A 26136-nucleotide genomic window follows, 5' to 3' on the forward strand; every position below is an offset into this window, starting at 1 on the left:
GCCTCAGAAGCCGAACGCCGCGCCGCCCTTGACCCCTGGCTACACATGTACAACCATCACCGCGGACACACCGCGCTGAAAGGCCAGCCACCCATCAGCCGCGTCACCAACCTCCCAGGGCAGTACACCTAGACCCCGTGGCCCCCGGGCCGGCCGGGTTCGCGGCGTCGAGGGACGGGACTCGCCGGACGACTCCCCGGGGTACGCGGCCGGGGAGGCCGCCCGTGCGCGCCTTCCTGCGATCAGCCGTCTTGATCAGTCGTCGTGGTGGACGCGGAACTTGACGATCCGCCCAGTCGCGATCGCGACGTGGACCTCGTACTCCCTGTGGCCCTTGCGCAGCTCGACCTCCCAGGTGCGGTAGCCGTGCTCCCACTCGCGTTCGACCTCGGTCACCCGCGCGCCGGGCACTCGCCTCGTCGCGATCGCGATCGCCTGGCTCCGGGTGACCGAGGCCTGGGAGACGGAAGCCGAGGCGGTCGAGGAGAGAGCGGCGGGGGCGGCGGCGACGGCGGTTGCCCCTGCGGGCAGGGCGGCGAGGGTGACGGCGGCGGCGAGAGCGATCTTGATTGTCTGTCTCATGCCCCGAGGTTCGCAGCGATCATGCTATGGCCGCGCTAAGCCGTCCCTAACGCTTGGCTCGCACCTGCCGGCCGCGCACTTCAGCCGTCGAGCCGCTGCTCGTCCCGCGCGACCGGGATGCCCAGGAGCAGGCGCACCTCGGCGCCGCCGAGGTCCGATCGGCCGACAGCCAGCGAACCGCCCGAATCCTCGGCGGCACGGCGGGCGATGTCCAGCCCGAGTCCGGTCGAGCCCGCGCCGCTCTCCCCGCGTCGCGGTGGATCGCCCGGGCCGAAGCCGGGCCCGGCGTCCGAGATCGTCAGGGCCACCCCGCCACCCGGCCGGGAGGTCAGGCGCACGCGGAAGGACGCCCCGTCGGGGGTGTGCGCGAAGACGTTGCCGAGGAGGGCGTCGACGCAACCGGCCAGGTCCTCGGCCGGGACCGCCACCGGCAGCGGGCCGGGCACGAGGTCGAGTGCGAAGGTCCTGGACTGGTCCTCCGCCAGCACCGACCAGAACTCCGCTCTGTCGCGCACGACCGCGACGGCGTCGCAGGAGGCCCGTTCCCGCGACCGCCGCCGCACATCGTTGATGACGGCGGTGACCGCTCGCTCCAGCGCGTCCACGCGGGCCTCCATTCTGGCCGCCTCGCCTGGATCGGTCAGCGACTCCGCTTCGAGCCGCAGGCCGGTCAGAGGGGTGCGGAGCCGATGCGAGACGTCCGCCACCGTCTCGCGCTCCTCCGCGAGCAGGTCGGAGATGCGTCCCGCGAGGTGGTTGAGGGCCAGGCCCGCCGTACGGACCTCGGGCGGGCCCTGCGGGGTCGCCCTGGCGGTCAGGTCGCCCTTCGCGAGGCGGTGGGAGACCTGGGCGAGCGCCGTGGTGGGCCGCACGACGGCGCGGGCGAGACGGTCGGCGACCAGGATGCCGAGCCCGACCAGGGCGACCCCGAGGATCAGCAGCGCGAGCCACGTCCGGTGGACGCCGCGGTCGAGGTCGCCGTCGCCGAGGAAGGCGCGGACGACGGCGGTGCCGCCCGGCGCCCCCTGGACCGCCACCAGGATCTCCCGGCCGCCCGGCGCGGCCGCGCTCAGGCTCCGGCCGCGCGCGGCGAGATCGACGGCGCGGGTGCGGGCCGCCGCGGCCCCGAGCACACGGCCGTCCGCGAGGAAGACCGTGACCGGGTGTCCGCTCGACGCGCCCGCCTGCTCCGCGGTCAGCCGCAGCGTCTCCTCGTCCATCGCGCGGACGTCCACCGCGCCGACGGCCACCGCGACGGACTCGGCGGCCCGGCTCGCGGAGGCGACTGCCTCGCTGTGCGCCACCGACCGCACCAGCAACGCCAGCGGCACCAGCAGCGACACCAGGACGAGCGACGTGGTCGCCGCGACGAGGACCGCGAGCCAGCGCCTCATCGGCTCACTCCCCGGGTGAGGACGGCGCGGTCAGGCGCACCCCCACCCCGCGGACCGTCTGGAGATAGCGCGGTCGCTGGGCGGTCTCACCGAGTTTGCGGCGCAGCCAGGAAAGGTGGACGTCGACCGTCTTGTCGGTGCCTCCGTAGGGGAGGCGCCAGACCTCGGTGAGCAGCTCGCGTTTGGTGACGACCTGCCCGGCGCGGGCCGCCAGATAGTGCAACAGGTCGAACTCCCGCGGCGTCAGGTCCAGCGCCGCGCCGTCGAGCGTCGCCTCCCTGGTGCCCGCGTCCACCCGCAGTGTCCCCACCGACAGGGAGGTGTCCGTACGCCCGGTGCCGACCCGGCGCAGCACGGCGCGGATGCGTGCGTCGAGTTGCGCGGCGCTGTAGGGCTTGACCACGTAGTCGTCGGCGCCGGCGTCGAGCAGGCGGACCATGTCGGCCTCCCCGTCCCTGGCGGTGGGGACGATGACCGGGACGCGGCTCACCGCACGGAGCATGCGCAGCAGGTCGGCGCCGTCCATGTCGGGCAGGCCGAGGTCGAGCACGATCAGGTCGGGGCGGTCCTCGACGGCCGACCGCAGGCCGTCGAGGGCGGTGGGGGCGGAGGAGACGGCATGGCCGCGATCACGCAGGCTCCGAGTGAGGGAGGTGCGGATGGGGGCGTCGTCTTCGATGAGCAGCACGCTTGGCATTTGAGCGTTACGGTAGCCGCCCGGCGGAACCGGCATAAGTCCGTTATCCGGGCCTTAGCAATCCCTTAGCGTTCGGGGTGGAACAGTAGCGGCGTGCACAGCCGCCTCGTACTCGCCGTCGCCGGGTGGCTTCTGGCCGCCGCCCTCGCCATCGGTACGGGCGTCGCCGTGCTCGGCCTGCTCGGCCGGCCGCTGACGGGCCCGGCGGAGCGGCCGATGACGGCCGAGGAGATCCGCCTCGCGCTCGCCCGCGACACCCCGGTCCCGCCCTCTCCCGCTCCCGCCGACGCGGCGCCGGTGGACGTCTCCGGCGGCCAGACGCCGGGCGCCGTGCCCGCGACGGGACGCAGGCTCATCTCCACGGGGGCGGGCAGCCTGATCGCCCGGTGCGACGGCGGGCTGGTCCGGCTCCAGTCGTGGACCCCGGCGCAGGGTTTCGAGGTGGACGACGTCGACCCGGGGCCGGACGACCGCGCCCGGGTGAAGTTCGAGTCGGACGAGAGCGGTCTCGAGATCGAGGTGCGCTGCGCCGGCGGCGTGCCGGTCCCCCGGGTCAGCCGGCACGACGACTGACCCGGTCATGACGGGTCATGACCCGGTCGGCGGCCGATCTCGCTCAGCTCTCGCCGGTGAGGGCGGCGACCAGGTCGGCGGCCGTACGGCACCGGTCGAGCAGATCGCCCACATGCGCCTTGGTGCCGCGCAGTGGCTCCAGGGTCGGCACGCGCTGCAGCGACTCGCGGCCCGGGATGTCGAAGATGACCGAGTCCCAGGAGGCGGCGGCGACCGACTCGCTGTACTGCCGCAGGCAACGCCCGCGGAAGTAGGCCCGGGTGTCGGTGGGCGGCATCTCGACCGCCCGGTCGATGTCCTCGTCGGTCACCAGGCGCTGCATGCGGCCCCGGGCGACCAGCCGGTTGTACAGGCCGCGGTCGGGGCGGATGTCGGAGTACTGCAGGTCGACCAGTTGCAGCCGCGGATGCGACCACGGCAGGTTGTCGCGGGTGCGGTAGCCCTCCAGGATCTCCAGTTTGGCGACCCAGTCGAGCTCCCGGGACAACTGCATCGGGTCCTCCGCGAGCCGGGTGAGCACCGACTCCCAGCGGTTGAGCACGTCCTTGGTGAGGTCGTCCACGCCCGAGCCGAAACGGTCCTCGACGTACTTGCGCGCCTGCTCCAGGTATTCCATCTGCAACTGCACGGCGGTCATCTTCCGCCCGTTGCGCAGCGCGATCTCGTACTTGCAGGTCGGGTCGTGGGAGACCGCGCGCAGCGCCGCGACCGGCGACTCGGGGGTCAGGTCGATGGTGAGGAACCCCTCCTCGATCATCGCCAGGACCAGTGCCGTCGTACCCAGCTTCAAATATGTCGAAATTTCCGACATATTGGCGTCGCCGATGATCACGTGCAGCCGCCGGTACTTCTCCGGGTCGGCGTGCGGCTCGTCGCGAGTGTTGATGATCGGCCGCTTGAGCGTGGTCTCCAGCCCGACCTCGACCTCGAAGAAGTCGGCCCGCTGGCTGATCTGGAAGCCCTCGCTGCGCGAGTCCTGGCCGATGCCGACCTTGCCCGCGCCACAGACGACCTGCCGTGACACGAAAAACGGCGTGAGGTGCCTGACAATGTCGGCGAACGGCGTCGCGCGGCGCATGAGGTAGTTCTCGTGACAGCCGTACGACGCGCCCTTGGCGTCGGTGTTGTTCTTGTACAGCTGGATGGGGGCGTTGCCGGGCACGGAGGAGGCCCGCACCGCGGCGTCGTACATCACCCGCTCGCCCGCCTTGTCCCAGATCACCGCGGCCCGGGGGTTGGTGCACTCCGGTGTGGAGTACTCCGGATGCGCGTGGTCGACGTAGAGGCGCGCGCCGTTGGTGAGGATCACGTTGGCGAGCCCGAGGTCCTCGTCGGTGAGCTGGCTCTGGTCGGCCACCTCACGGGCCAGGTCGAATCCTCGGGCATCGCGGAGCGGGTTCTCCTCCTCGAAGTCCCACCGAGCCCGGCGAGCCCGGGCGGCCGACGCCGCCAGGTACGCGTTGACGACCTGTGAGGAGGTCACCATCGCGTTCGCTCCCGGTTGACCGGGCACGGCGATGCCGTACTCGGTCTCGATGCCCATCACCCGCCGAACCGTCATTCGCACCCCGCCTGCTTCAGGCCGTCGTAGTCATATCCGAGCCTAGCCCTTTCTCTATGCCCTGCTACCGAACAGTTACGGCACAGATGCCTCGGGACTTTGCGCCGGAATGGCCGCCGTAGTCCGAGAACTACCCCCGCGACCCCGGGGACGCGACCCCCGGAAGCGCCCGAGCAGGGCCCCCAGCCTGGCGCGAAGCCAGCGCTGACCAGGCTTGTCCACCATACGGTAGATCAGGTAGCCGAGTCCGATCGAGATCCCCATCGTGATCGCGACCAGCGGCCACGGGTCGATCACGTCCCGGTACGCGGGGATGACGACGGCCGAGACCGTCTGGTGCACGAGATAGAGGGGATACGTGAGTGCCCCGAGCGTCACGAGGCGACGCCAGCGCACCCACCTCAGCCAGCCGAGGGCGACCGCGGCCATCAGGAGGTAGACGACCGTGATCGCGACGACGACGGCCTCGGGAGGCGCCGGGTAGTGCTTGATGCCGACCAGGCGCACCCGCTCCCCCACGCGCTCCATAGCCGCGTACAGGGACATTCCGTAGCCCGCGGCCACGAGCAGCCACGGGACGAACGCCCCCGAACGCACCCCGAAGCGGTGGATCAGGAAGAAGGCCATGCCCGCGATGAAGTACGGCGCCTGCCTCGGCATGAAGACGAAGACCAGGGTCTCGTTCTGGGTGAACTCGGCCAGCAGCGCCAGGCCGACCCAGGCGGTCAGGAACACCAGGCAGCGCCGCAGCGTGATCCCCACGAGGGAGAACAGCGCCATGAGGACGTAGAACCGCAGCTCCACCCAGAGGGACCAGAAGACGCCGCCGGCGTGGCCCACGCCGAAGGCCCCCTGGAACATGGTCAGGTTGAGCAGATACTCGCCGTCGCCGAGTTTGGGATCGAAGCCGGCGACCCCGCTGAAGCGGTACATGATGAAGATCATGAGCACGGCGAACCAGTACGCCGGATACAGCCGCGACACTCGGGAGACGGCGAACTCCCCGACCGTGTGCCCCCAGACGCTCATCAGGATGACGAACCCGCTGATGAGGAAGAACAGCTCGACGCCGAGGATGCCCAGCGTGGTCAGGCGGGCGACCGGCTCGAAGAGCTTGGTGGGGTACTCGTCCCACAGCGATTTGCTGGCCGCCATGAAGTGGAAGGACATGACGGCGAAGGCGGCCACGAAGCGCAGGACGTCGAGCTCGACCAGCCGGCGGCTCCTGACGGCCGCGGCGGCGCCCCGCACGGGGGCCGCGTTCGGCGCGGCCGGGGTCGGAGCGGACTGGGTCGGCGCGGCCGGGGTCAGAGCGGACTGGGGCGGAGCGGACTGGCGCACGGGCTGTGTCACCGGATGGTTCACAGCGGTCATCCGCGCGAGCCAAGGAAGATCATGCCTACTTTGACGTGATCGCTCCGGGTTTCGGTTCCCTCAGATCACGATCGTCACCAAAGGTCCCTTGTGTCCCGCCCGCTGCCCCCTTCCCGCGTACCGGTTTTCCGGCGGAAAGGGCCGGAAAACCGGAGGAGCGGCGCGACCCAGGGGTCGCGCCGCTCCTCGACGGCACCGGTCCGGCCGGAGCCGGGGTGCTACAGGTACTGGCCGGTGTTGGCGACCGTGTCGATCGACCGCCCGGCCTCGGTGCCCTGCTTGCCCTGCACGAGGGTGCGGATGTAGACGATCCGCTCGCCCTTCTTGCCGGAGATGCGGGCCCAGTCGTCGGGGTTGGTGGTGTTGGGCAGGTCCTCGTTCTCGGAGAACTCGTCCACGCAGGCGGCCAGCAGGTGTGAGATCCGCAGACCCTTCTGCCCGGTGTCGAGGAACTCCTTGATGGCCATCTTCTTGCCCCGGTCCACGATGTTCTGGATCATGGCGCCGGAGTTGAAGTCCTTGAAGTAGAGGACTTCCTTGTCGCCGTTGGCGTAGGTCACCTCGAGGAAGCGGTTCTCCTCGCTCTCGGCGTACATCCGCTCGACGACGCGCTGGATCATCGCGGCGATCGTGCCGTCACGGCTGTCGCCGTGCTCGGTCAGGTCCTCCGGGTGCAGCGGAAGGTCGCTGACGATGTACTTCGAGAAGATGTCCTTGGCCGCCTCGGCGTCGGGCCGCTCGATCTTGATCTTGACGTCCAGGCGGCCGGGCCGCAGGATCGCCGGGTCGATCATGTCCTCGCGGTTGGAGGCGCCGATGACGATGACGTTCTCCAGGCCCTCGACACCGTCGATCTCCGAAAGGAGCTGGGGGACGATGGTGTTCTCGACATCGGAGGACACACCGGAGCCGCGGGTGCGGAAGATCGAGTCCATCTCGTCGAAGAACACGATCACCGGGGTGCCCTCGGACGCCTTCTCACGCGCCCGCTGGAAGACCAGGCGGATGTGCCGCTCGGTCTCACCGACGTACTTGTTGAGAAGCTCGGGACCCTTGATGTTGAGGAAGAAGCTCTTGCCGGACTGGCCCGTCTTCTCCGCGACCTGCTTGGCCAGGGAGTTGGCCACCGCCTTGGCGATGAGCGTCTTGCCGCAGCCGGGCGGGCCGTACAGCAGCACGCCCTTCGGCGGGCGGAGCTTGTGCTCGCGGAACAGGTCGGCGTGCAGGTAGGGCAGCTCGATGGCGTCCCTGATCTGCTCGATCTGCCGGCCGAGGCCGCCGATCTCCTCGTAGGAGATGTCGGGGACCTCCTCGAGGACGAGCTCCTCCACCTCCGACTTGGGGATGCGTTCGTAGACGTAGTTGGAACGGGGTTCGAGCAGGAGGGAGTCGCCGGCCCGCAGCGGCTGGTCCAGCAGCGAGTGGGCGAGCTTGACGACCCGCTCCTCGTCCGCGTGCGAGATGACGAGCGCGCGCTCGCCGCTCTCCAGCAACTCCTTGAGCATCACGATCTCGCCGACGTCCTCGTAGCCGAGGGCCTCGACGACGTTGAGCGCCTCGTTCAGCATGACCTCCTGGCCACGCTTGAGCGAGTCGGCGTCGACGGCCGGACTGACGTTCACACGGAGCTTGCGCCCACCCGTGAACACCTCGATCGTGCCGTCGTCCCTGGCCTCGAGGAAAACGCCGAATCCGGACGGCGGCTGCGCCAGCCGGTCGACCTCCTCCTTGAGGGCGACGATCTGATCCCTGGCCTCCTTGAGGGTGGAGACCACACGCTCGTTCTGGCTTGTGAGGGCGGCCACCTGTGCCTGCGCCTCATGGAGACGCTCCTCGATGACCCTGGCCTGCCGGGGAGACTCGGCCAGCTTCCGGCGCAACGCGGTGATCTCCTCTTGCAGGAAGGAGACCTGTGTTGTGAGATCCGCGACCTCCCGTTCGCGCTGCGCGGCCCGAGCCTCAGCGTCGTCGCGAGCTGCCACGCCCCGTCACCTCCTTCCCCGTCGAGAACGACTACTCAAGACCCTACCTATCTTGGCGCTGTACGTAACCTGGCCGGGCAGTGTTCGTGTAGTTACGTTGGGTGTTCGGCGTTTGATACCTTATGGACCGATTGTTCGGGTCACCATTAGGAACACACCCATATGTTCCCGTGTCACGTGGCTTTGCCGGGTTGTGGCTGAATCGTCACACTTGCTCGGTCCCCTCTCCATACGCCCCCTTGGCGGGACGCCTGCGCCGCGGCGGGGGCGTGACGCCGTCCGCCATGCGACGGGCCATGACGAGAAATCCCGTGTGCCCGACCATCCGGTGGTCGGGCCGTACGGCGAGACCTTCGACATGCCAGTCGCGAACCAGGGTCTCCCACGCGTGAGGCTCGGTGAAACTCCCGTGCTCCCGCAGGGTTTCCACCGTTCTGGACATTTGGGTCGTTGTCGCAACATAGCAGCAAATAACTCCGCCAGGAGTAAGGGACTTCGCCGCCGCGTCAACGCACTCCCAAGGCGCCAGCATGTCGAGGATGACCCGGTCGACGTCCGCCTCGTCCAGCGCGTCGACGAAGTCGCCGACCACCAGGCGCCACTGCCCCACCGGGCCGCCGAAGAACTTCTCCACGTTCTTGGTGGCCACTTCGGCGAAGTCCGCCCGCCGCTCGTAGGAGGTGACCTTCCCCTCCTGGCCGACCGCGCGCAGCAGGAAGCAGGTGAGCGCGCCGGACCCCACCCCGGCCTCGACCACCCGGGCGCCGGGGAAGATGTCGGCCATGGCGACGATCTGCGCCGCGTCCTTCGGGTAGACCACCGCGGCGCCGCGCGGCATCGACACCGCGTAGTCGGCGAGCAGGTGCCGGAACGCCAGGTAGGCCGTGCCGCCGGAGGACCGCACCACGGACCCCTCGGGCTGTCCGATCAGGTCGTCGTGGGGGATCGACCCCTTGTGCGTGTGGAAGACGCCGCCCTCTTTCAGCGTCACCGTGTGCCGCTTGTTCTTGGGGTCGGTGAGCTGGACCTGATCTCCGGCCTGAAACGGGCCGTGCCTGCGAAAACCCATGCGGAAAAGGCTAGTGCCGCGACCGACGAGATTCGCCCGGACGGAGCGGTGTCCAGAGTGGTGCATCGCAAGGCGGAGGAGGAGGCCATAGCGGAGCTATGGGCGACGACGAGAACGCGGCGAGGTGCCGCTCTGGGCGACGCGACGGGGCGAAGATTGGAGGGAGGGGCACCGGGTGCCGCGACCGACGAGATTCGCCCGGACGGAGCGGTGTCCGCAGTGGTGCGTCGCAAGGCCCGGACGGGAGCGGCGGGGGCCGGAAAAACACCTGGCAGGCGCGGTGTCGATGCTGCTAACAATGGGACATGTTGCCCCATGAGGCGATCCCCGCCGGGCCGGCCGTTCTGCGCCTGCCTGTCGAGGGGGACGCCGACGAGATCGCCCGAGCCTGCGCCGACCCCGAGATCGCGAGGTTCATCCCCTTCGTTCCCTCGCCGTACACGCGTGACGACGCGCTGACCTGGATCACCAAGACCGTGCCCGCCACCTGGGAGAACGGCGGCGCCGACTTCCTCATCGCCGACGCGGCCACGGACCGGGTGCTCGGCGCCGCCGGGCTCAAGCCGCCGGATCGGTTCGGCGCGACGGAGGTGGGCTACTGGCTCGCGCCGTGGGCCCGCGGGCGCGGCGTCGTCACGGCCGCCGTGCGGGCGCTCGCCAAGCCCGCCTTCGCCCGGGGCGTCCCCCGGATCACGCTGCACGCCGACGTGGAGAACGTCGCGAGCCAGCAGGTCGCCCACCGGTGCGGCTTCGCCCATGAGGGCGTGCTGCGCGGGGCCGGCGCTCCCCGGGGCGGCACACCCGGCGACATCGCCGTGTTCGGGCGGCTGAGCACCGACCCCGGCGACCCGATCGCGCCCTTCCTGCCGTTCTTCCCCGGGGGGTTCCCCGGCGGCTCGCTCACCGACGGCGTCGTCCGGCTCACGCCGCTGACCACCGCCGACGCCGCGGACTACTTCGCGCTGGCGTCGCTGCCCGACGTGATGGACTCGCACGTCCCGCCCGTGCCGCCGGAGTACGCGGACGCCGAGGTCCTCTGCCGGTACGCCGGGCACCGATGGCTGATCGGCCAGCGGGCCGACATCGCCATCAGGGACGCGGTGACCGGGGAGTTCGCCGGGGAGATCCAGCTCACCGGCGTCATCCCGCCGCTCGGCCAGGCGATGCTCGGCTACAGCCTGCACCCCGCCCATCGCGGACGCGGCGTGGTCACACGGGCCGTGGACCTGCTGGTCGAGTGGGCGTTCGCGGCCACCCCGCTGCGCCGGATCATCGCGGGGACCGCACCGGGCAACACCGCCTCGCAGCGCGTGCTGGAACGGGCGGGCTTCACCCGGGAGCACCTCGTCAAGGGGCTGCTGCCCGGCCCCGGAGGCACCCGGCTCGACGACATCCAGTGGGCCAGGACACGCCCCTGAGGCCTCTGCGCGGAGCGGACCTGCCGCGCTCGGGTGCCGCCCGGAACCCGGCGCCCGAGCGCGGGGCCGTCCGCGGCAGGGCACGCCCGGCGGGCGTCCCGGCCACGACCTGTGCCGGCCGGTCCTCAGCCGGCCGATCCTCAGTCGGCTCCGTACGCGGCCCTCAGCTTGGCGAAGGCGGCGTCGGTGCCCTGCAGGGCCCGGTCGATCTCCTCGTCGGTGTGCGCGGCCGACAGGAACCAGTTGTGCCAGGCATGGAGGTAGACCCCCTCCTCCAGGCAGGCCCCGGCCCAGGCGATGCCCTTCTCCAGGGTGTCGTCGCCCTCGAAGGACAGCCACGGCACCTGCACCGGCCCGGTCTGGCGGACCACGAAGCCGTGCGCCGCCGCCTGGGCGGCGATCCCCTCGCGCAGCCGGGTCCCCGCCCGGTGCATGAGCGCGGGACCGTCGATCTCGCGCAGGATCTCGATCGTCGCCTTGGCCGCGGCCATGGCCGTGGCGGAGAACCAGAAGGAGCCGGTCGAGTACAGCGTCTGGGCCGCCCCGCGCAGCGCGTCGGTCCCGGTGACCGCCGCGATGGGGAAGCCGTTGGCCATCGCCTTGCTCCAGGCCGTCAGGTCGGGGCGCACGCCGAGCGGCTCCCACGAGCCGCGCAGGTCCAGCCGCCACCCGGCGCGCACGTCGTCGATGACCAGGGCCGCGCCGAGACGGTCGGCCAGCGCCCGCACCCCCCGCGCGAACTCCGCGTCGGCGGGCTCCTGGTCCTCGAACGAGTCGTGCTTGAACGGCGTGACCAGGATGGCGGCGACGTCGCCGTCCGCCTGGGCCGCGGCGGCCTCGGCGCCGGCGAGGTCGTTGTAGGTGAACTCGATCGTGTCCGCCCGCTGGTTGGGGGTGACCCCGGACATGCCGGGCGTGCACCAGGGGTCGGCGCCGTGGTAGGCGCCGTGGGCGACCAGCGCCTTGGTCCTGCCCGTCGCCGCCCTGGCCACCATCAGGGCCTGGGTGGTGGCGTCGGTGCCGTTCTTGGAGAACATGGCCCAGTCGGCGGAGGGGATGAGGTCCACCAGCAGCTCGGCGAGCTCCACCATGACCGGGCCGGGGCCGTTCAGGCAGTCGCCCTCCCCCTGCTGCGCCGCGGCGGCGGCCTCCACCCGCGGGTTGCGGTGGCCGACGATCATCGGCCCCCAGCTGCACATCAGGTCGACGTACTCGCGGCCGTCGGCGTCCCACTGCCGGGCGCCCTCGGCGCGGACGAAGAACTGGGGGTAGCGGTCCCCGTGCAGGGCCGCATTGAGGTGGCCGTACATGCCACCGGGGATGACCTTCGCGGCACGGGCCCGCAGGGAGGCGTCGAGGGACATGGGCGGCACTCCTGAGATCGGAAGTCGGGAAGGCGTGGTCAGGCGTCCGGGTCAGGCGTCCGGGCCGGGCTCGCCGGGAAGGGAGCCGTCCAGACCGGCGTCGGAGCCGAGCCCGCCCGCGACCCGGGCGGCGACGGCGGTGCCGAGGCGGGCGGCGGCCAGGACGTCGCGGCCGCGCAGCAGTCCCGCCGCGAATCCGGCGCAGTACGCGTCGCCGCAGCCCGTGGTGTCGACCACCGGCACGTCCAGAGCGGGCACGCGGGTGAGTCCCGCGGCGGTGGCCACGAGGCTGCCGGCGGCCCCCAGGGTGACGATCACGCCCTTCGGGCCCTCGGCGAGCAGCGCCGCCGCGGCCTCCTCCGGCGTCGGCGCCCCGGTGAGCATCAGGGCCTGCTCCTCGTTCGGCAGGAGGTAGTCGACGTGGGGCAGGAACGCGCGGACGCCGGGCATGAGGTCGGGCATGTTCGACAGCAGGTCCAGCGTGACGACCGTGCCGCCCTCGCGGGCCTTGTCGAGCAGCGCGAAGAAGGCGGGGTCGTGCAGGCCCCAGGTGACGTCCATGCCGCCGAGGTGCACCACCTTCGCGCCGATGAGACGGTCCGCGTCGAGGTCGGCGGTCGCGAGGCCCAGGTTGGCGCCGGGCACGTGGAACGAGGGCCGTCCGCCGTCGGGACGGATGGGCAGGATCGAGGCCGCCGTCTGCTCCCCCGCCCTGCGCACCACGCCGCTCACGTCGACGCCGTGCCGAGCCATGATCATCAGGAGGAAGTCGCCGAGCTCGTCGTCGCCGACGGCGCCCATCGAGGCGACCGGCACGCCGATCCTCGCCAGCGTCACGGCCGTGCCCGCGGCCGCGCCGGCCGCGGTGATGCGGATCTGCTCGAGCAGGTGGGTGTCCTGACCGGCCGGGATGGACTCGACCGGGCGGGCCAGGACGTCGACGATATGCACGCCGACCGTCACTACCGTCATGAGCGGATAATAGACGGGCGCCCGACTAAAATGTCAACCGAGGTGGTGCACTATGCCGAAGATCGTCAATCACGAGGAGCGCAGGGGCGAGGTCGTCGCGGCGGCCCGCCGGATCATCCTGCGCGAGGGCATCGAGGCCGCGACGACGCGGGCCATCGCCAGGGAGGCCGGCTACTCCAACGGCGTGCTCACGCACTACTTCGCCGACAAGGACGAGATCCTGCTGTCGGCTCTGGAGACATCCCATCGCCGGATCGCCGACCGGCTGCGGGAGAAGCTGTCGGGCCGCACCGGCCTCGCGGCGCTGCGCGAACTGCTGCTCGACAACGTGCCCCTCGACGACGAGCGGGCCGGGGAGACCGGGCTGGAGGTGGGCTTCTGGGGGCGCAGCCTGACCAGCCCCGCGCTGCTGGAGGTCCAGCAACGGGAGGCCGCCGAGCTCCGCTATGTGGTGACGAGCCTGCTCAGGTGCGCCGCCGAGGCCGGCGAGATCCGTACGGACGAGGACCTGGAGGACGTCGCGGAACGGCTGCTGGCGCTCGTGGACGGCCTGAGCGTGCACCGGCTGCTGTATCCCGCGCACGTCACCGGCGAGCGGCTGGAACGGCTGATCCTCGGCGAGATCGACCGGCTGCGCGCCTGACCCGGCCGCCGGGAGCCGGTGTCCCCGGCGGCCTCGGGATCGTCAGGCGTTGCGGTGGGCCTCGTACCGCATCGTGCGCGAGACGCCGACGCGCACGGTCGTGCCGGGCAGGATCGGCACCGGCTCGTTCGGCGGGATGTCGTAGAAGTTGGGGTCGCCGGGCGGCTGGATCTGGGTGCCGTTCACCGATCCCAGGTCGAGCAGGTTGACGTCCCAGTTCTCCAGGAAGATCCGCAGGTGGCGGCGCGACACCGAGCCGTCGGGGCTGGTGACCCTGGCCGGCCTGGCCTCGCCCGACTGCACCTCGGGGGCGCGCTCGGGGTCGCGGCCCAGCAGGTAGTCGGCCTCCAGCGGCAGCGCCATGCCGTCGTCGAGCAGCAGCACGCCGAGCAGCGGCCGGGGACCCTTGTACGGCACCACCGCCCGCTGGTCGATGGGGATCCCGCAGACCGCGCAGTAGGACGCGCGCGGGTCGTTGAAGTGGTCGTTCTTGCAGTCGACGCCGTAGACCATCGGCCGCTGCTCCAGCTCGGGCGCCGCGTCCATCTGGGTCGCCTCGCCCACCTCGTCGTCGGCGGGCGCGTACGGCACCGGCTCGAACGGCCCGCTCGGCGGGCCGTCCGGCGCGCCCAGGTCGAGCGGCCCGCCCGGGTCGTGCGGCGGGTTCAGGTCATACGGGGAGTTCAGGTCGTGCGGCGGGTTCAGGTCATACGGAGGATTCAGGTCGTGTGGCGGGTTCGGGTCATACGAAGGGTTCAGCTCGTGCGGGGCGCCCCGGTCCTCGGCGGGCTCGGGCAGCGCGGGCAGCGGCTGCGGTCCCGAGTGGTGCGGCGGATTCGGGTCGGAGAAGGCGGGCGGCAGCGGCGGCAGCGGCTGGGAGACGTGGGACGGCGGCGGCGCGAGCGGCTGGGACGATCCCGGCGGCGCCTGCTCGCCCGACGGCCCGCCGCCGGGCGTCGGACCACCGGTGAACGGCGACGGCGCGGGTGGCGGCACGGGTGGCGACACGGGGGGCGGCACCACGGGCCCGCGCGGGGCGATCGGCTCCGGCGCACCTATGGGCGGCGGCTGCGCGCCCTGCGGCTGGCCCTGCTGCGGCTGGGGCGGGCGCGGCGGCAGCGGCGGGAAGGCGAGGTCGCCGTGCCTTGTGAGGTCGCACTCCAGCCCGGCTCCGGTGACCACACCGCCGTCCAGCCTGGCGTACGGGCTCGACGGGCCCGCACCGGGCAGGCGCAGCTCGACCCGCGACACCGGGCCGTTGACGAGCCGGTCGGTCCAGGTCAGCGCGTCGTGCCCGGCGAGGCGGACCTCCCCGTCGGGACCACCCGACACGGTCGCGTACGCGGCCCCGCTCACCAGCACGGCCACGCCGCCCCCGGCCGGTCCGGCGACCGCGCAGGCCACCGGCTCACCGCCGATCGACCTGTCCATGGCGCGCGCGAGGACCTGCGCGACCCGCCGGGCCAGCGCCCGGCCGTCCCCGCCCGTCGTGGCCGTCTCGCTCAGCGCGCCCAGCAAATCGTCGACCGGCTGGTCGCCGCCGGTGGCGCACACGAGCAGCAAACCGTTCAGATGAGCGACCACGCCCTCCCCCGGCAGCGGGCGGACCACCCCCACGCCCTGTTCCGTCACAGAAGTTCTCCCTCCGGAAACGCCACCGGATGACCGGCACCATCGCCGGCACGCCATGTGCCGGATCGATCACCCCAGAAAGTAGCAAAAAAGAATGGTGAACCGGCCTGCCGGAGTCCGCTGCGGGCGGCCGGACGGCGCCCGTTCCCGGCCTCGGTCGGCACCCCGGCCCCCCGCGACGCCGCGCTCACACGCCGCTGAACATGCGGTTGACGTCGGAGGTGGCGAGCACGCCGTAGATCTCGCCGCCCCGCTCGACGAGCAGGTACTCCGGGGCCGGAACCGCACGCATGGCGTCGAGCAGGGACTCCCCCTCCAGGTCGGCGCCGAGCACGAGCGAGGGCTCCAGAGCGCGCGACATGGCCCCGACGTTCACCCACGGCCTGCGCTGCTCGGGAGTGGCGTTGACCGCCGCCTCGTTGACGATGCCGACCGGCCGCCCGTCGTGGTCGACCACCACCATGGCCCCCGCCCCCGCCTCCTGCGCCCGGCGCAGGCCCTCCGACAGCGGCACCTCGGCGGTGACCGGGATCGCACGGCGGGCCAGCACCCGGGCCCGCAACTGCGGCAGCCGGGCCCGCACGCGGGCCACCCGCAGCGACTGGGACGCCCCGAGCCAGATGAACGACGCCAGCACCACCGTCCAGAGCATGCTCCCGATCCCGGGCTCCTGCCCGGCCATCAGGTTCATGAGGAGCGGCACCACGACCACCGCGACCGCGACGCCGCGGCCGACCCAGGCGGCGGCCGTCGTGCCCGTGCCCGCGTCACGCCTGATCTTCCACACGGCCGCCCGCAGCATCCGGCCGCCGTCGAGCGGCAGGCCGGGCAGCAGGTTGAACACGCCGACGATCAGGTTGGACGACCAGAGCTGCCAGATCAGCACCGGCACGAGCCCGTCGGGCGGCCGCATGAACATCGACAGTGGGTCGGCGGGACCGGTGACGAACGCGACGGCGGACACCAGGTAACCGATCGCCGCGAGGCCCAGCGAGAGCAGGGGCCCGGCGAGCGCGACGTTGAACTCCCGGCCCGCCGTCTCGGGCTCGCGTTCGATCTCCGAGACGCCGCCGAGCATGTAGAGGGTGATCCTGCGCACAGGAAGGCCGTAGCGCTTGGCGACGACGCAGTGCGCCAGTTCGTGGAGCAGGACCGAGGCGTAGAGCAGGACCGCGAAGACCAGCGCCACCACGGAGCTGCCGACGAGCCCGTATCCGGGAAGACTGGCGGCGAAAACCGGCTGGAAGCTGTAGGTGATGAACGCCGCCACGATGAGCCAGGTGGGCGAGACATAGACCGGGATGCCGAACGGCCGTCCCATCCGCAGTCCGGTGGACTCCCTGACAGGTGTGCTCATGTGGCCGCCTTCCCCTCCCACGCTTCTCGATGCTACGCGCCGTGGCGTGAGATCAGCCTATGAGCTCGCCCGCCCCCCGCGGACCGTCGATCCGCCCCCGGCGTGCGGAAGGGCCGGGGCGCGCGCGTTCTGTCGGCCCGGTGGCCTACAGTTCCGGCATGACCCTCGCCGAAGAGCGCACCGTCATCGGGGCGCTTTCCCCCTCCCGGGCCGGTGACTTCATGACCTGCCCCCTGCTCTACCGGTTCAGGGTGATCGACCAGCTCCCCGAGCGGCCCTCGGCCGCCGCGGTCAGGGGCACACTCGTTCACGCCGTGCTGGAACGGCTCTACGACCTGCCCGCGCAGGCGCGGACGGTCGCCGCCGCCCAGGATCTACTGGAGCCCCAGTGGCGGCGGCTACTCACCGAGGAACCCGACTACGCGGGGCTGTTCGAGAACGACGAGGAGCGGGACGCCTGGCTCACGCAGGCCCGCGGCATGGTCGACCGTTACTTCACGCTGGAGGACCCCCAGCGGCTGGAGCCCGCCGAGCGTGAGATGTACGTCGAGGTCGTGCTCGACAGCGGACTGCTGCTGCGCGGATACATCGACAGGCTCGACGTCGCTCCGACCGGCGAGGTGCGGGTCGTGGACTACAAGACGGGCACGGCGCCGGGGCGCGAGTGGGAGGCCAAGGCGCTGTTCCAGATGAAGTTCTACGCGCTGGCGCTGTGGCGGCGCGACGGCCAGGTCCCCCGGATGCTCCAGCTCATGTACCTGGGCAACGGCGAGATCGTGCGTTACGTCCCCGACGAGGCGGACCTGCGGGCGACCGAGCGCAAGGTCGAGGCGCTCTGGGCGGCCATCGAGCGCGCCGTGCGCACCCGTGAGTGGCGCGCCCGCCGCTCGCGGCTGTGCGACTGGTGCGACCACCAGGCGCTGTGCCCGGAGTTCGGCGGCACCCCGCCGCCCGTGCCCGACCGCGAGCCCGGGCTGTCCGCCCGCGTGAGCAGAAGGTCGGCCAGCGACGAACTGTGACCCCCCGCCCGGCTCTTTCCCGCGGGGCTCCCTCCAGTGGGCTCCTCCGCGGGGAGGAGGGGGATATCCCTCCCGGGCAGGGTGGACGCGGGCGGCGAACGCCTAGATTTGGTACGTGCGCACCACCCCCGGCAGTACGCGGTCCTGGCTTCGGGATCACTTCCTGATCTCCGACTCGATCCTCGCGGTGGTGCTGACGACCGCGTCCCTGTGGTGGATCGCCTTGGCCGCCTCCGGACAGGAGGCCGGGTGGCTGCGGTCCGCGGCACCGCGCCCGGCGGACGCGCTGAACCTGATCCTGGCGGCGGCCTGCACGCTGCCCGTGGCCCTGCGGCGTAGCCGGCCCTTCGTGCTGCTGGTGGCCACCTGCGTCCCCCAGGCGGCGCTCGACACGCTCCACTACGACCCCGGTCTGAGCAGGCTCGGCGGGCTCGTGCTGCTCTATTCGGTGGCCGCCTGCCGGGGGCTGGCGCTGAGCCTGGCCGCCCTCGTCGTCTCCTTCGCCTCCTATGTCGCCGGCGTCCTCGCCGGGGTCATCACCCCGTCCTGGCCCGACCACGTCGTCGTCACCGCCGTCCTGCTGCTGTGCTGGGTGTGCGGCCGGGCGCTGCGGCTGCGCCGCGCCTACCTCGCGGAGCTGGTCCAGCGGGCCGACCGGCTGGAGCGGGCGCGGGAGGCCGACACCAGGGCCGCCCGGGCCGAGGAGCGCTCGCGCATCGCCCGGGAGCTGCACGACGTCGTCGCCCACCACGTCAGCGTGATGACGGTCCAGGCCGCCGCCGCCCGCAAGATGCTCGACATCAAGCCCGACGTGGCGCGGGACGCCCTGTCCGCCATCGAGGAGATGGGCCGTACGGCGATGACGGAGATGCGCAGCATCGTCGGCGTGCTGCGCACCGACGGCCCGGCCGAGCGGGGGCCGCAGCCGGGCATGCACGACCTGCCGGCGTTGGTGGAGCAGATGCGCGAGGCGGGGCTGCGGACCCAGCTGTGGATCGAGGGCGAACGGCGCGGCCTGCCGCCAGGGGTCGATCTGGCCGCTTACCGGCTCGTGCAGGAGGCGCTGACCAACAGCCTGCGGCACGCCGGACCCGCCGCCCGCGCCTGGGTGACCGTACGGCACGAGCCGAACGAGCTGAGCATCCACGTCGAGGACGACGGGCGCGGCGCGGCGGAGGAGCCGGCGCGGATCGGTGGCAAGGGACTCGAAGGCAAGGGACTCGGAGGCAAGGGACACGGCCTCGTCGGCATCCGCGAGCGTGTGGCGCTCTATGGTGGAGTTCTGCGGATCGGTCCCCGCGCCGGGGGCGGGTTCGAGGTCCGCGCGCAGTTCCCCCTCAGTCACAGCGCCCTCAAGTAGAGCCCCTTCACGGACAGCCCCTTCAAGGACAGACCATGACGATCAGGGTGTTCCCCTCCACCCGGCGGCCCGCCGCCCCTCTCCCGACCGACGCATCATGACGATCCGGGTGTTGCTGGTCGACGACCAGCCGCTGCTGCGCACCGGGTTCCGGTTCATCCTGGAGGCGGAGCCGGACGTCACCGTCGTGGGCGAGGCGGGCGACGGCGCGGTGGCCATGGAGCAGTCCCGGGCCCTGCTGCCCGACGTGGTGCTCATGGACATCCGCATGCCCGGCACCGACGGCATCGAGGCGACCCGCCGCATCGTGCGGGAGGCCGCGCCCACCGCCCACGTGCCGAAGGTGCTCGTGCTGACCACGTTCGACCTGGACGAGTACATCGTGGAGGCGCTGCGCGCCGGCGCGAGCGGGTTCCTCCTCAAGGACGTGCCTCCGGACGAGCTGATCCAGGCGATCCGCGTGGTGGCGGCCGGCGACGCGATCGTCGCGCCGAGCGTCACCCGGCGGCTGCTGGACAAGTTCGCCACCCGGCTGCCCTCCGCACACCGGCAGGCCACGCCCGCGCGGCTCGACCGGCTCACCGAGCGTGAGCTCGAGGTGCTACGCCTGATCGCGAAGGGCATGTCGAACGCCGAGATCGCCGCCCAGCTCGTGGTCAGCGAGACCACCGTGAAGACCCACGTGGGCAACGTGCTGACCAAGCTGGGGCTGCGCGATCGGGTCCAGGCGGTCGTGCTCTCGTACGAGACCGGCCTGATCGTCCCCGGCGCCTTCTCCTGACCTTCGCGGGGGCCGGAGCACGCCCCGCCGGTACGGCTCCCGCCGACCGTCCGAGGGGAAGGCGGCGGGGGCCGTACCGGCGGAAAGAGTCAGTCCGCGGGTGCGGCGGCCGTCTCCGGCGAGGCCGCGGACACGCCGCCGGAAGGGGCGTTCTCCGGGAAGTGGCAGGCGACCTGGTGCCCGGAGACGAGCGTCTCCAGCGGCGGCTCGACCTGCTTGCAGATCTCCTGCGCCTTCCAGCAGCGGGTGTGGAACCGGCAGGCGGGCGGAGGATTGAGCGGCGAGGGCACGTCGCCCTGCAGCCGGATCCGCTCCCGTTCCTTGCGCCGCTTCGGGTCCGGGATCGGGACCGCAGACAGCAGCGCGTTGGTGTACGGGTGCATCGGCGCCTCGTACAGGCCCTTGCGGTCGGCGATCTCGACGATCTTGCCGAGGTACATCACCGCGACGCGGTCGCTGATGTGCCGAACCACCGACAGGTCGTGCGCGATCACCACGTAGGTGAGGTCGAGCTCCTTCTGCAGGTCCTCCAGCAGGTTGACGACCTGGGCCTGGATCGACACGTCGAGCGCGGACACCGGCTCGTCCGCGATGATCAGCTTGGGCTTGAGCGCGAGCGTCCTGGCGATGCCGATGCGCTGCCGCTGACCGCCGGAGAACTCGTGCGGATAGCGGTTGTAGTGCTCGGGGTTGAGGCCGACCAGTTCGAGGATCTCCTGGACCGCCTTCCTGATGCCCTGCTCGGTCTTGATGCCCTGGATCCGGAACGGCGCGCCCACGATGGCGCCGACCGTGTGCCGGGGGTTGAGCGAGCTGTAGGGGTCCTGGAAGATGATCTGCACGTCCCTGCGGAGCGGACGCATCCGGCCCTGGGACATGTGCGTGATGTCGTTGCCCTCGAACAGGATCTTCCCGCCGGTCGGCTCGATCAGCCGGGTGATGAGCCGTCCGGTGGTGGTCTTGCCGCATCCCGACTCGCCGACCAGGCCGAGGGTCTCGCCCTTCTGCACGTCGAAGCTGACGCCGTCGACGGCCCTGACCGCGCCGACCTGCCGCTTGAGCAGGCCCTTCGTGACCGGGAAGTGCTTTTCCAGCCCCTGTACGGACAGCAAGGGCTCCTCGTTCACGACGCCTCCAGGTTCGGCTTGATCTCGTTCTCCCAGATGGCGTGGCGCCGCTCCCGCGGCAGGTGGCAGCGCACGAGGTGACCGCCCTCGGTCTCCAGCAGCTCGGGGACCTCCGCCTTGGCCCGCCCGGCCGTACGCTCCTCGAACGCGCAGCGCGGGTGGAAGGCGCAGCCGGACGGCACGTTGATCAGCGAGGGCGGCGAGCCCTTGATCGGCAGCAGCCGTTCGGTCGGCTCGCGGTCCAGCCGCGGCATCGAGCCGAGCAGGCCCCACGTGTAGGGGTGCTCGGGCCGTTCGAAGATGTCGTCGGAGGTGCCGTACTCGACGCACTTGCCGCCGTACATCACGAGGATGTCGTCGGACAGCTCGGCGACGACGCCGAGGTCGTGGGTGATGACGATCAGCGCGGCGTTGAAGTCGCGCTGCAGGTCGCGCATCAGGTCGAGGATCTGCGCCTGCACGGTCACGTCGAGCGCGGTCGTCGGCTCGTCGGCGATCAGCAGTTCCGGGTCGCAGCTCAGCGCCATGGCGATCATGGCGCGCTGCCGCATGCCGCCGGAGAACTCGTGGGGGTAGCTGTCCACGCGCCGCTCCGGCTGCGGGATGCCCACGCGGCCGAGCATGTCGATCGCGTGCTTGCGCGCGACCTTCTTGCTGACGTCGTTGTGGATGCGGTAGGCCTCGATGATCTGCTCGCCGACCGTGTAGAACGGGTGCATCGCCGACAGCGGATCCTGGAAGATCATCGCCATCTTCTTGCCGCGCAGCGCCCGCACGTGCTCCTGGCTGGCGCCGACGAGCTCCTCGCCGTCCAGCCAGATCTCGCCCGAGATGCGGGCGCGCCCGCCCTTGTGCAGGCCGAGGATGCCGAGGCTGGTCACGCTCTTGCCGGAGCCGGACTCGCCAACGATGCCGAGCGTCCTGCCCCGCTCCAGGGTGAACGACAGCCCGTCGACGGACTTGACCAGGCCGTCGTCGGTCGGGAAGTGGATCCGCAGGTCCTTCAGTTCCAGGAAGCTCATCCCAGCCTCACCCTCGGGTCCACGACGGCGTACAGGAGGTCGACGATCAGGTTCGCGAAGACCACGAAGAACGCGGCGACGAGCGTCACGCCCATGACCTTGGGCAGGTCCTGGTTGGTGATCGCGTCGATCGCGTACTTGCCCATGCCGGGCAGCGAGTAGGTGCTCTCGGTGAGCACGGCGCCGCCGAGCAGCAGGCCGAGGTCGAGGCCGAAGATCGTGAGGATCGGGGTGAGCGCGCCGCGCAGGCCGTGTTTGACCACGACCCTCCGCTCGTTCAGGCCCTTGGCCCGTGCGGTGCGGATGTAGTCCTCGCTCATCGTCTCCAGCATGCCCGCCCGGGTGAGCCGCGCGTACCCGGCGGCGTACAGGAAGGCCAGCGTGATCCACGGCAGGATCAGGTTGTAGGCCCACATGGCCGGGTTCTCGTCGAACGGCGTGAAACTGCCGCCCGGGGCGGTGATCCGGAACGGATGACCGTAGCTGAAGATGACCAGCGAGACGATGCCGGTGAAGAAGATCGGCAGTGACACGCCGGCCAGGGCGACGCCCATCGCGGCGCGGTCGAACAGGCTGCCGCGTCTCAGCGCGGACAGCACGCCGGTCGCCACACCGGCTAACACCCAGATGACGGCGGCCCCGATGGCCAGCGAGAGCGTCACGGGCAGCCGGTCCAGCAGGTCGGGCCAGACGGGGAGCCGGGTGAGGAAGGAGTAGCCGAAGCAGGGCGCCGGGCAGCGCTCCACGCCGGGGCCGTAGTCGTAGTCGGCGCCGGCGACGATGCCCTTGGCGAACCGCCCGTACTGCACGATCAGCGGATCGTTGAAGCCGAGCTTGTCGGCGGCGATCTTGACCTGTTCCGCCGAGGCGGTGCGCCCCACGTAGCGCGCGGCCAGGCTCTCCGAGGTGGCGCCCGCCAGGCGGGGCACCAGGAAGAAGATGCCGAACGTGATGATGCTCACGATGGTGAGCATCACGATCGCCCAGATCAGGCGCCGGATGATGTATGTGACCACAGTCCCCCCGGCTCCGGGGGCCGGCCCTGTCGGACCGGCCCCCTTGCCGCGTTCACGCGTCTATCGGATCTGTCTGGTCTCGGCGAGCGCTTACTTGACGCCCATGCCGAGGTAGTCGTACATGCCGTACGCGTCGTTGACGAAGATGTTCGTGGCGTTCTTGCTCCGCACGAGCAGGGTCTTCGTCCACACGTTCGGCAGGATGAAGGCGTCGTCCATGACCTTCTTGTCGATCTGGGTCCAGATCGCGTTGCGGGCGTCGGTGTCGGTCTCCTTCATCGCCTGGTCGATCAGCTTGTCGACCTCGGGGTCGCGGACGCTGATGTTGGAGGAGCCGCCGGTGTCACGGATGACGCGGCTGTCGACGATCTGCTGCAGGAAGCCGAAGCCGTCGGGCCAGTCGGACTGCCAGCCGTTCATGGCCAGACCGATCTTGTTGTCCTTGGCGTAGCCCGGCTTGCCGGCGTACAGCGCGAAGTAGTCGGCCTGCGGGAACGGCTTGAGCGTGAGCTTGATGCCGACCCGGCCGAGGGACTGCTGCAGCGCCTCGGCGGCCGCCTTCTCCTTGGGCCGCTCGGCGCGGTAGGAGATGTTGGTCTCGAAGCCGCCCGGCTGACCGCAGGCGGTCAGCGCCTCCTTGGCCTTGGCCAGGTCGCCCTTGTTGTCGGCGCCCGGCGGGTAGAGGTTGAAGTCCTCGTGGCCGGGGATGGCCGGCGGCAGCAGGCTGGTCGCGATCTGTCCGCCGGAGAACTCGCCGCCCCAGGCGGTCTGGAGGGAGACCTTGTCCGTGGCGTATTCGACGGCCTTGCGGCAGTCGAGGTTGTCGAGCGGCGGGACGTTGCCGTTGATCGAGGTGTACCAGAGGCGGGTGCTGGTCGGGTTGTCGGAGTTCGCCTTCAGGGCGGGGTCCGGGAGGACCCGGCCGAGGGCCGCCGGCTGGATGCCGATGCCCGCGACGTCGATGTCGAGGTCGCCGGCGAGGATCCGGTTGTCGATGTCGTCGGCGTTGACGTTGGTGGAGACCTCGTAGCCGTCCGGCAGCGCCTTGCGGTTCGGGTCGGTCGCCGGGTCCCACTGCTCGTTGCGGACCAGCGTGAAGCCCTTGCCGATCTCGTTCTTCTCGAACTTGTACGGCCCGGTGGCGATGATGTGTTCCTTGTACTTCGCGCCGGTGTCCTTGTCCTTGGGGACCGGGATCGTGGCGGGAAGCTGGGCGAAGTAGTCGAAGTTGCTCAGCGGCTGCTTCAGGTGGAAGACGATCGTGGAGTCGTCGGGCGTCTCGATCGCGCTGTCGGTGTTGACGTCCTTGGACTTGTAGGCGCCCTTGTAGCCCTTCGGCCAGTCGAGGAAGTCGTTGAAGTAGGTGTACCCGTCGGGGAACACCTCCTTGTCGAACGACCGCTCCACGGCGTACTTCACGTCCTTGGACGTGACCGGGGTGCCGTCCTCGAACTTGATGCCCTTCTTGAGCTTGTACGTCCAGGTCTTGGCGTCGTCGCTGGGCGTGCCCAGGTCCTCGGCGAGGTCGGGGGTGAGCTGGTTGCCCTCCTTGCCCACGGCGGACTTGAACATCAGCAGCGACCGGCCGTACAGGCGGATGAAGTTCCAGGAGTAGCCGTAGTAGGTGTCGCCCGGGTCGAGGGAGTCCCAGTCACCGCCGTTGGCGAACTTGAGGATGCCGCCCTTCTTGTCCGACGGGTTCACGATCCCCGTCAGGGCGGCGTTGAACTCGCCGGTCGCGGCGGCGCCGCCGCCCGCGGCGTCGCCGGAGGACGACGGCGAGCTGCTGCCCGAACCGCCGCCGCAGGCGGCAACGGCAAGGGCGAGCACGGCGCCGATGGCCGCCACACCCAGTCTTCTTCTTAGCATTGCAAACCCCTTGGTGATAGGAGCCGGGGGACTTTACGAGAAGGGAGGGGCTCAGCGGGCCTTCGGGTCGAGAGCGTCCCGCAGGCCGTCGCCGAACAGGTTGAACGCCAGGACCGTGATGAAGATCGCCATGCCGGGGAAGAACATGAAGTGCGGGATCGTGTAGAACCGCACCGCGTCCGCCAGCATGCCGCCCCAGGTGGGGGTGGGCGGGCGCACGCCGACGCCGAGGAACGACAGCGCCGCCTCGAACAGCACGTTCGTGGGGATCAGCAGCGTCGAGTAGACGAGGATCGGCGCGATCAGGTTCGGCAGCAGCTCACGGAAGATGATGTACGGCCCGCGCGCCCCAAGGCTGCGCGCCGCGTCCACGAACTCCCGCTCGCGCAGCGACAGGGTCTGCCCCCGGACGATCCGCCCGATGTACGGCCAGTTGAAGAAGCCGATGATGAACACCAGCAGCGAGACGCGCAGCGTGTCGCCGGTCAGGCCGAACGCCGAGTCGGGGACGATGCCCGCCAGCGCGATCGCGAAGACCAGGAGCGGGAAGGCCAGGAAGACGTCCATGGTCTTGCTGATGATCGAGTCGACCAGGCCTCCGAAGAAGCCCGCGGTGACCCCGAGCAGGGTGCCGATGACCACCGAGAGCAGCGTGGCCAGGAAGGCGATGAGCAGCGAGATCCGCGCGCCGTACACGACCCGGCTGAAGATGTCGCGGCCGTTCACCGGCTCGATGCCGAACAGGTGGTCGGCGCTGATGCCGGTGCCCGTCTTGGGCACCATCGTGGAGGAGTCGATGAGGTCGGAGTTGAACTGCGTCGGGTCCTGTCCGAACGCCCCCGCGATCACCGGCGCGAAGACCGCGACCAGGATCAGGAAGATGACGATCAGACCGCCGGCCAGAGCGACCTTGTCGCGCTTGAGACGCATCCAGGCGATCTGACCGAGGGACCGGCCCTGGATCGCCGGGCCGCCCGCCGCGTCGACGACGGCCTCCGGCGTGGCCTGTGTGTCCCCACCGGTGACGTCCATCGGCGCGGTCATCGATCCTCCTTCGCCCTGCCCGAGCGGACCGCGTTCGCGGTGCGGCGCTCGGGGTAGCCCGGGATCGATCCGGCGATGGAGAAGCGGTGGCCGCTTACGACCTTGCCTCGCACGGCCATGTGGTGCAGGCCCCCTGGATCCCAGACGACATTGTCCGAAGGGGCCGCGTGGTGTGCGACCCCCGGAGGCAGAATCTATGGTCTGAGCTGGGCTGACCAGTCCCCAGAGGCGCGCTGTGGCTCAACTGTGATTCATGCGAAACTCATTCGTGTTGATCTTG

Annotated in this window: 23 protein-coding genes; 7 read left to right on the plus strand and 16 right to left on the minus strand. The window is 70.9% G+C overall.

Going from position 1 to position 26136, the window contains the following annotated elements; all coding sequences use genetic code 11:
- A partial coding sequence (locus FLX07_RS19940; RefSeq protein WP_142571880.1) for an integrase core domain-containing protein occupies positions 1–132 on the plus strand: 132 nt, incomplete at its 5' end.
- Positions 133–255: 123 nt separating this feature from the next.
- Here the strand turns inward: FLX07_RS19940 and FLX07_RS19945 are convergent.
- The 3 genes from FLX07_RS19945 to FLX07_RS19955 all read right to left on the minus strand — a co-directional run bounded on the left by FLX07_RS19945 (position 256) and on the right by FLX07_RS19955 (position 2673).
- Positions 256–582, minus strand: a complete 327-nt coding sequence (locus FLX07_RS19945; RefSeq protein ID WP_142572340.1) for a PepSY domain-containing protein — start codon at positions 580–582, stop codon at positions 256–258.
- An 80-nt stretch (positions 583–662) separates the two neighbouring features.
- On the minus strand, positions 663–1976 hold the full coding sequence (locus tag FLX07_RS19950; protein WP_142572341.1) for a sensor histidine kinase: 1314 nt from the start codon (positions 1974–1976) through the stop codon (positions 663–665).
- A 4-nt stretch (positions 1977–1980) separates the two neighbouring features.
- Positions 1981–2673, minus strand: coding sequence for a response regulator transcription factor (locus FLX07_RS19955; protein ID WP_142572342.1), 693 nt, complete (start codon positions 2671–2673; stop codon positions 1981–1983).
- 93 nt (positions 2674–2766) lie between these two features.
- On the opposite strand from FLX07_RS19955, the gene FLX07_RS19960 reads away from it, so the two are divergent.
- Positions 2767–3246: a septum formation initiator gene (locus FLX07_RS19960; protein WP_142572343.1), complete on the plus strand. Its 480-nt coding sequence runs from the start codon at positions 2767–2769 to the stop codon at positions 3244–3246.
- Between the two features lie 43 nt (positions 3247–3289).
- Here the strand turns inward: FLX07_RS19960 and dop are convergent, their stop codons facing one another.
- The 4 genes from dop to FLX07_RS19980 all read right to left on the minus strand — a co-directional run bounded on the left by dop (position 3290) and on the right by FLX07_RS19980 (position 9232).
- Positions 3290–4807, minus strand: a complete 1518-nt coding sequence (gene dop, locus FLX07_RS19965) for a depupylase/deamidase Dop (protein WP_142572519.1) — start codon at positions 4805–4807, stop codon at positions 3290–3292.
- Between the two features lie 75 nt (positions 4808–4882).
- Positions 4883–6181, minus strand: coding sequence for an acyltransferase family protein (locus tag FLX07_RS19970; protein WP_142572344.1), 1299 nt, complete (start codon positions 6179–6181; stop codon positions 4883–4885).
- A gap of 218 nt (positions 6182–6399) precedes the next feature.
- On the minus strand, positions 6400–8163 hold the full coding sequence (arc, locus tag FLX07_RS19975; RefSeq protein WP_142572345.1) for a proteasome ATPase: 1764 nt from the start codon (positions 8161–8163) through the stop codon (positions 6400–6402).
- 205 nt (positions 8164–8368) lie between these two features.
- A complete protein-coding gene (locus FLX07_RS19980) occupies positions 8369–9232 on the minus strand; it encodes a tRNA (adenine-N1)-methyltransferase (protein ID WP_142572346.1) in 864 nt (287 codons plus the stop codon).
- A 305-nt stretch (positions 9233–9537) separates the two neighbouring features.
- On the opposite strand from FLX07_RS19980, the gene FLX07_RS19985 reads away from it, so the two are divergent.
- Positions 9538–10650: a GNAT family N-acetyltransferase gene (locus tag FLX07_RS19985; protein WP_142572347.1), complete on the plus strand. Its 1113-nt coding sequence runs from the start codon at positions 9538–9540 to the stop codon at positions 10648–10650.
- Positions 10651–10790: 140 nt separating this feature from the next.
- Here FLX07_RS19985 and FLX07_RS19990 read toward each other — a convergent pair whose 3' ends face one another.
- Positions 10791–12014 (minus strand): aminotransferase class III-fold pyridoxal phosphate-dependent enzyme, encoded by a 1224-nt coding sequence (locus FLX07_RS19990; protein WP_142572348.1) that lies wholly within the window; start codon positions 12012–12014, stop codon positions 10791–10793.
- Positions 12015–12065: 51 nt separating this feature from the next.
- On the minus strand, positions 12066–12986 hold the full coding sequence (locus tag FLX07_RS19995; RefSeq protein WP_142572349.1) for a carbohydrate kinase family protein: 921 nt from the start codon (positions 12984–12986) through the stop codon (positions 12066–12068).
- Positions 12987–13038: 52 nt separating this feature from the next.
- Between FLX07_RS19995 and FLX07_RS20000 the strand changes: the two genes are divergently transcribed.
- A complete protein-coding gene (locus FLX07_RS20000) occupies positions 13039–13629 on the plus strand; it encodes a TetR/AcrR family transcriptional regulator (RefSeq protein ID WP_142572350.1) in 591 nt (196 codons plus the stop codon).
- Positions 13630–13671: 42 nt separating this feature from the next.
- Here FLX07_RS20000 and FLX07_RS20005 read toward each other — a convergent pair whose 3' ends face one another.
- Both FLX07_RS20005 and FLX07_RS20010 read right to left on the minus strand, forming a co-directional pair.
- On the minus strand, positions 13672–15261 hold the full coding sequence (locus tag FLX07_RS20005; RefSeq protein WP_142572351.1) for an FHA domain-containing protein: 1590 nt from the start codon (positions 15259–15261) through the stop codon (positions 13672–13674).
- A 187-nt stretch (positions 15262–15448) separates the two neighbouring features.
- Positions 15449–16618: a site-2 protease family protein gene (locus tag FLX07_RS20010; RefSeq protein ID WP_142572352.1), complete on the minus strand. Its 1170-nt coding sequence runs from the start codon at positions 16616–16618 to the stop codon at positions 15449–15451.
- Between the two features lie 158 nt (positions 16619–16776).
- Here FLX07_RS20010 and FLX07_RS20015 point away from each other — a divergent pair, with 158 nt between their 5' ends.
- The 3 genes from FLX07_RS20015 to FLX07_RS20025 all read left to right on the plus strand — a co-directional run bounded on the left by FLX07_RS20015 (position 16777) and on the right by FLX07_RS20025 (position 19778).
- The gene (locus FLX07_RS20015; RefSeq protein WP_142572353.1) at positions 16777–17637 is read left to right on the plus strand and encodes a RecB family exonuclease; all 861 of its coding nucleotides are present in this window, start codon (positions 16777–16779) and stop codon (positions 17635–17637) included.
- A 115-nt stretch (positions 17638–17752) separates the two neighbouring features.
- On the plus strand, positions 17753–18997 hold the full coding sequence (locus FLX07_RS20020; protein WP_142572354.1) for a sensor histidine kinase: 1245 nt from the start codon (positions 17753–17755) through the stop codon (positions 18995–18997).
- A gap of 97 nt (positions 18998–19094) precedes the next feature.
- On the plus strand, positions 19095–19778 hold the full coding sequence (locus FLX07_RS20025) for a response regulator (RefSeq protein ID WP_142572355.1): 684 nt from the start codon (positions 19095–19097) through the stop codon (positions 19776–19778).
- 89 nt (positions 19779–19867) lie between these two features.
- On the opposite strand, the gene FLX07_RS20030 is transcribed toward FLX07_RS20025, so the two are convergent.
- From FLX07_RS20030 to FLX07_RS20050, 5 genes are all read right to left on the minus strand, one after another.
- Entirely contained in the window at positions 19868–20905 is a 1038-nt protein-coding gene (locus FLX07_RS20030; RefSeq protein WP_189105029.1) for an ABC transporter ATP-binding protein, read from the minus strand.
- Positions 20902–21927 (minus strand): ABC transporter ATP-binding protein, encoded by a 1026-nt coding sequence (locus FLX07_RS20035; protein WP_142572356.1) that lies wholly within the window; start codon positions 21925–21927, stop codon positions 20902–20904. The genes FLX07_RS20030 and FLX07_RS20035 overlap by 4 nt, the downstream gene beginning before the upstream one ends.
- The gene (locus FLX07_RS20040; RefSeq protein WP_142572357.1) at positions 21924–22943 is read right to left on the minus strand and encodes an ABC transporter permease; all 1020 of its coding nucleotides are present in this window, start codon (positions 22941–22943) and stop codon (positions 21924–21926) included. The genes FLX07_RS20035 and FLX07_RS20040 overlap by 4 nt, the downstream gene beginning before the upstream one ends.
- A 90-nt stretch (positions 22944–23033) precedes the next feature.
- On the minus strand, positions 23034–24812 hold the full coding sequence (locus tag FLX07_RS20045) for an ABC transporter substrate-binding protein (RefSeq protein WP_142572358.1): 1779 nt from the start codon (positions 24810–24812) through the stop codon (positions 23034–23036).
- Between the two features lie 51 nt (positions 24813–24863).
- Positions 24864–25856 (minus strand): ABC transporter permease, encoded by a 993-nt coding sequence (locus FLX07_RS20050; RefSeq protein ID WP_142572359.1) that lies wholly within the window; start codon positions 25854–25856, stop codon positions 24864–24866.
- Between the last annotated feature and the right edge of the window lie 280 nt (positions 25857–26136).

The sequence above is a fragment of the Microbispora bryophytorum genome (assembly GCF_006874465.1).
GTDB lineage: Bacteria > Actinomycetota > Actinomycetes > Streptosporangiales > Streptosporangiaceae > Microbispora > Microbispora bryophytorum.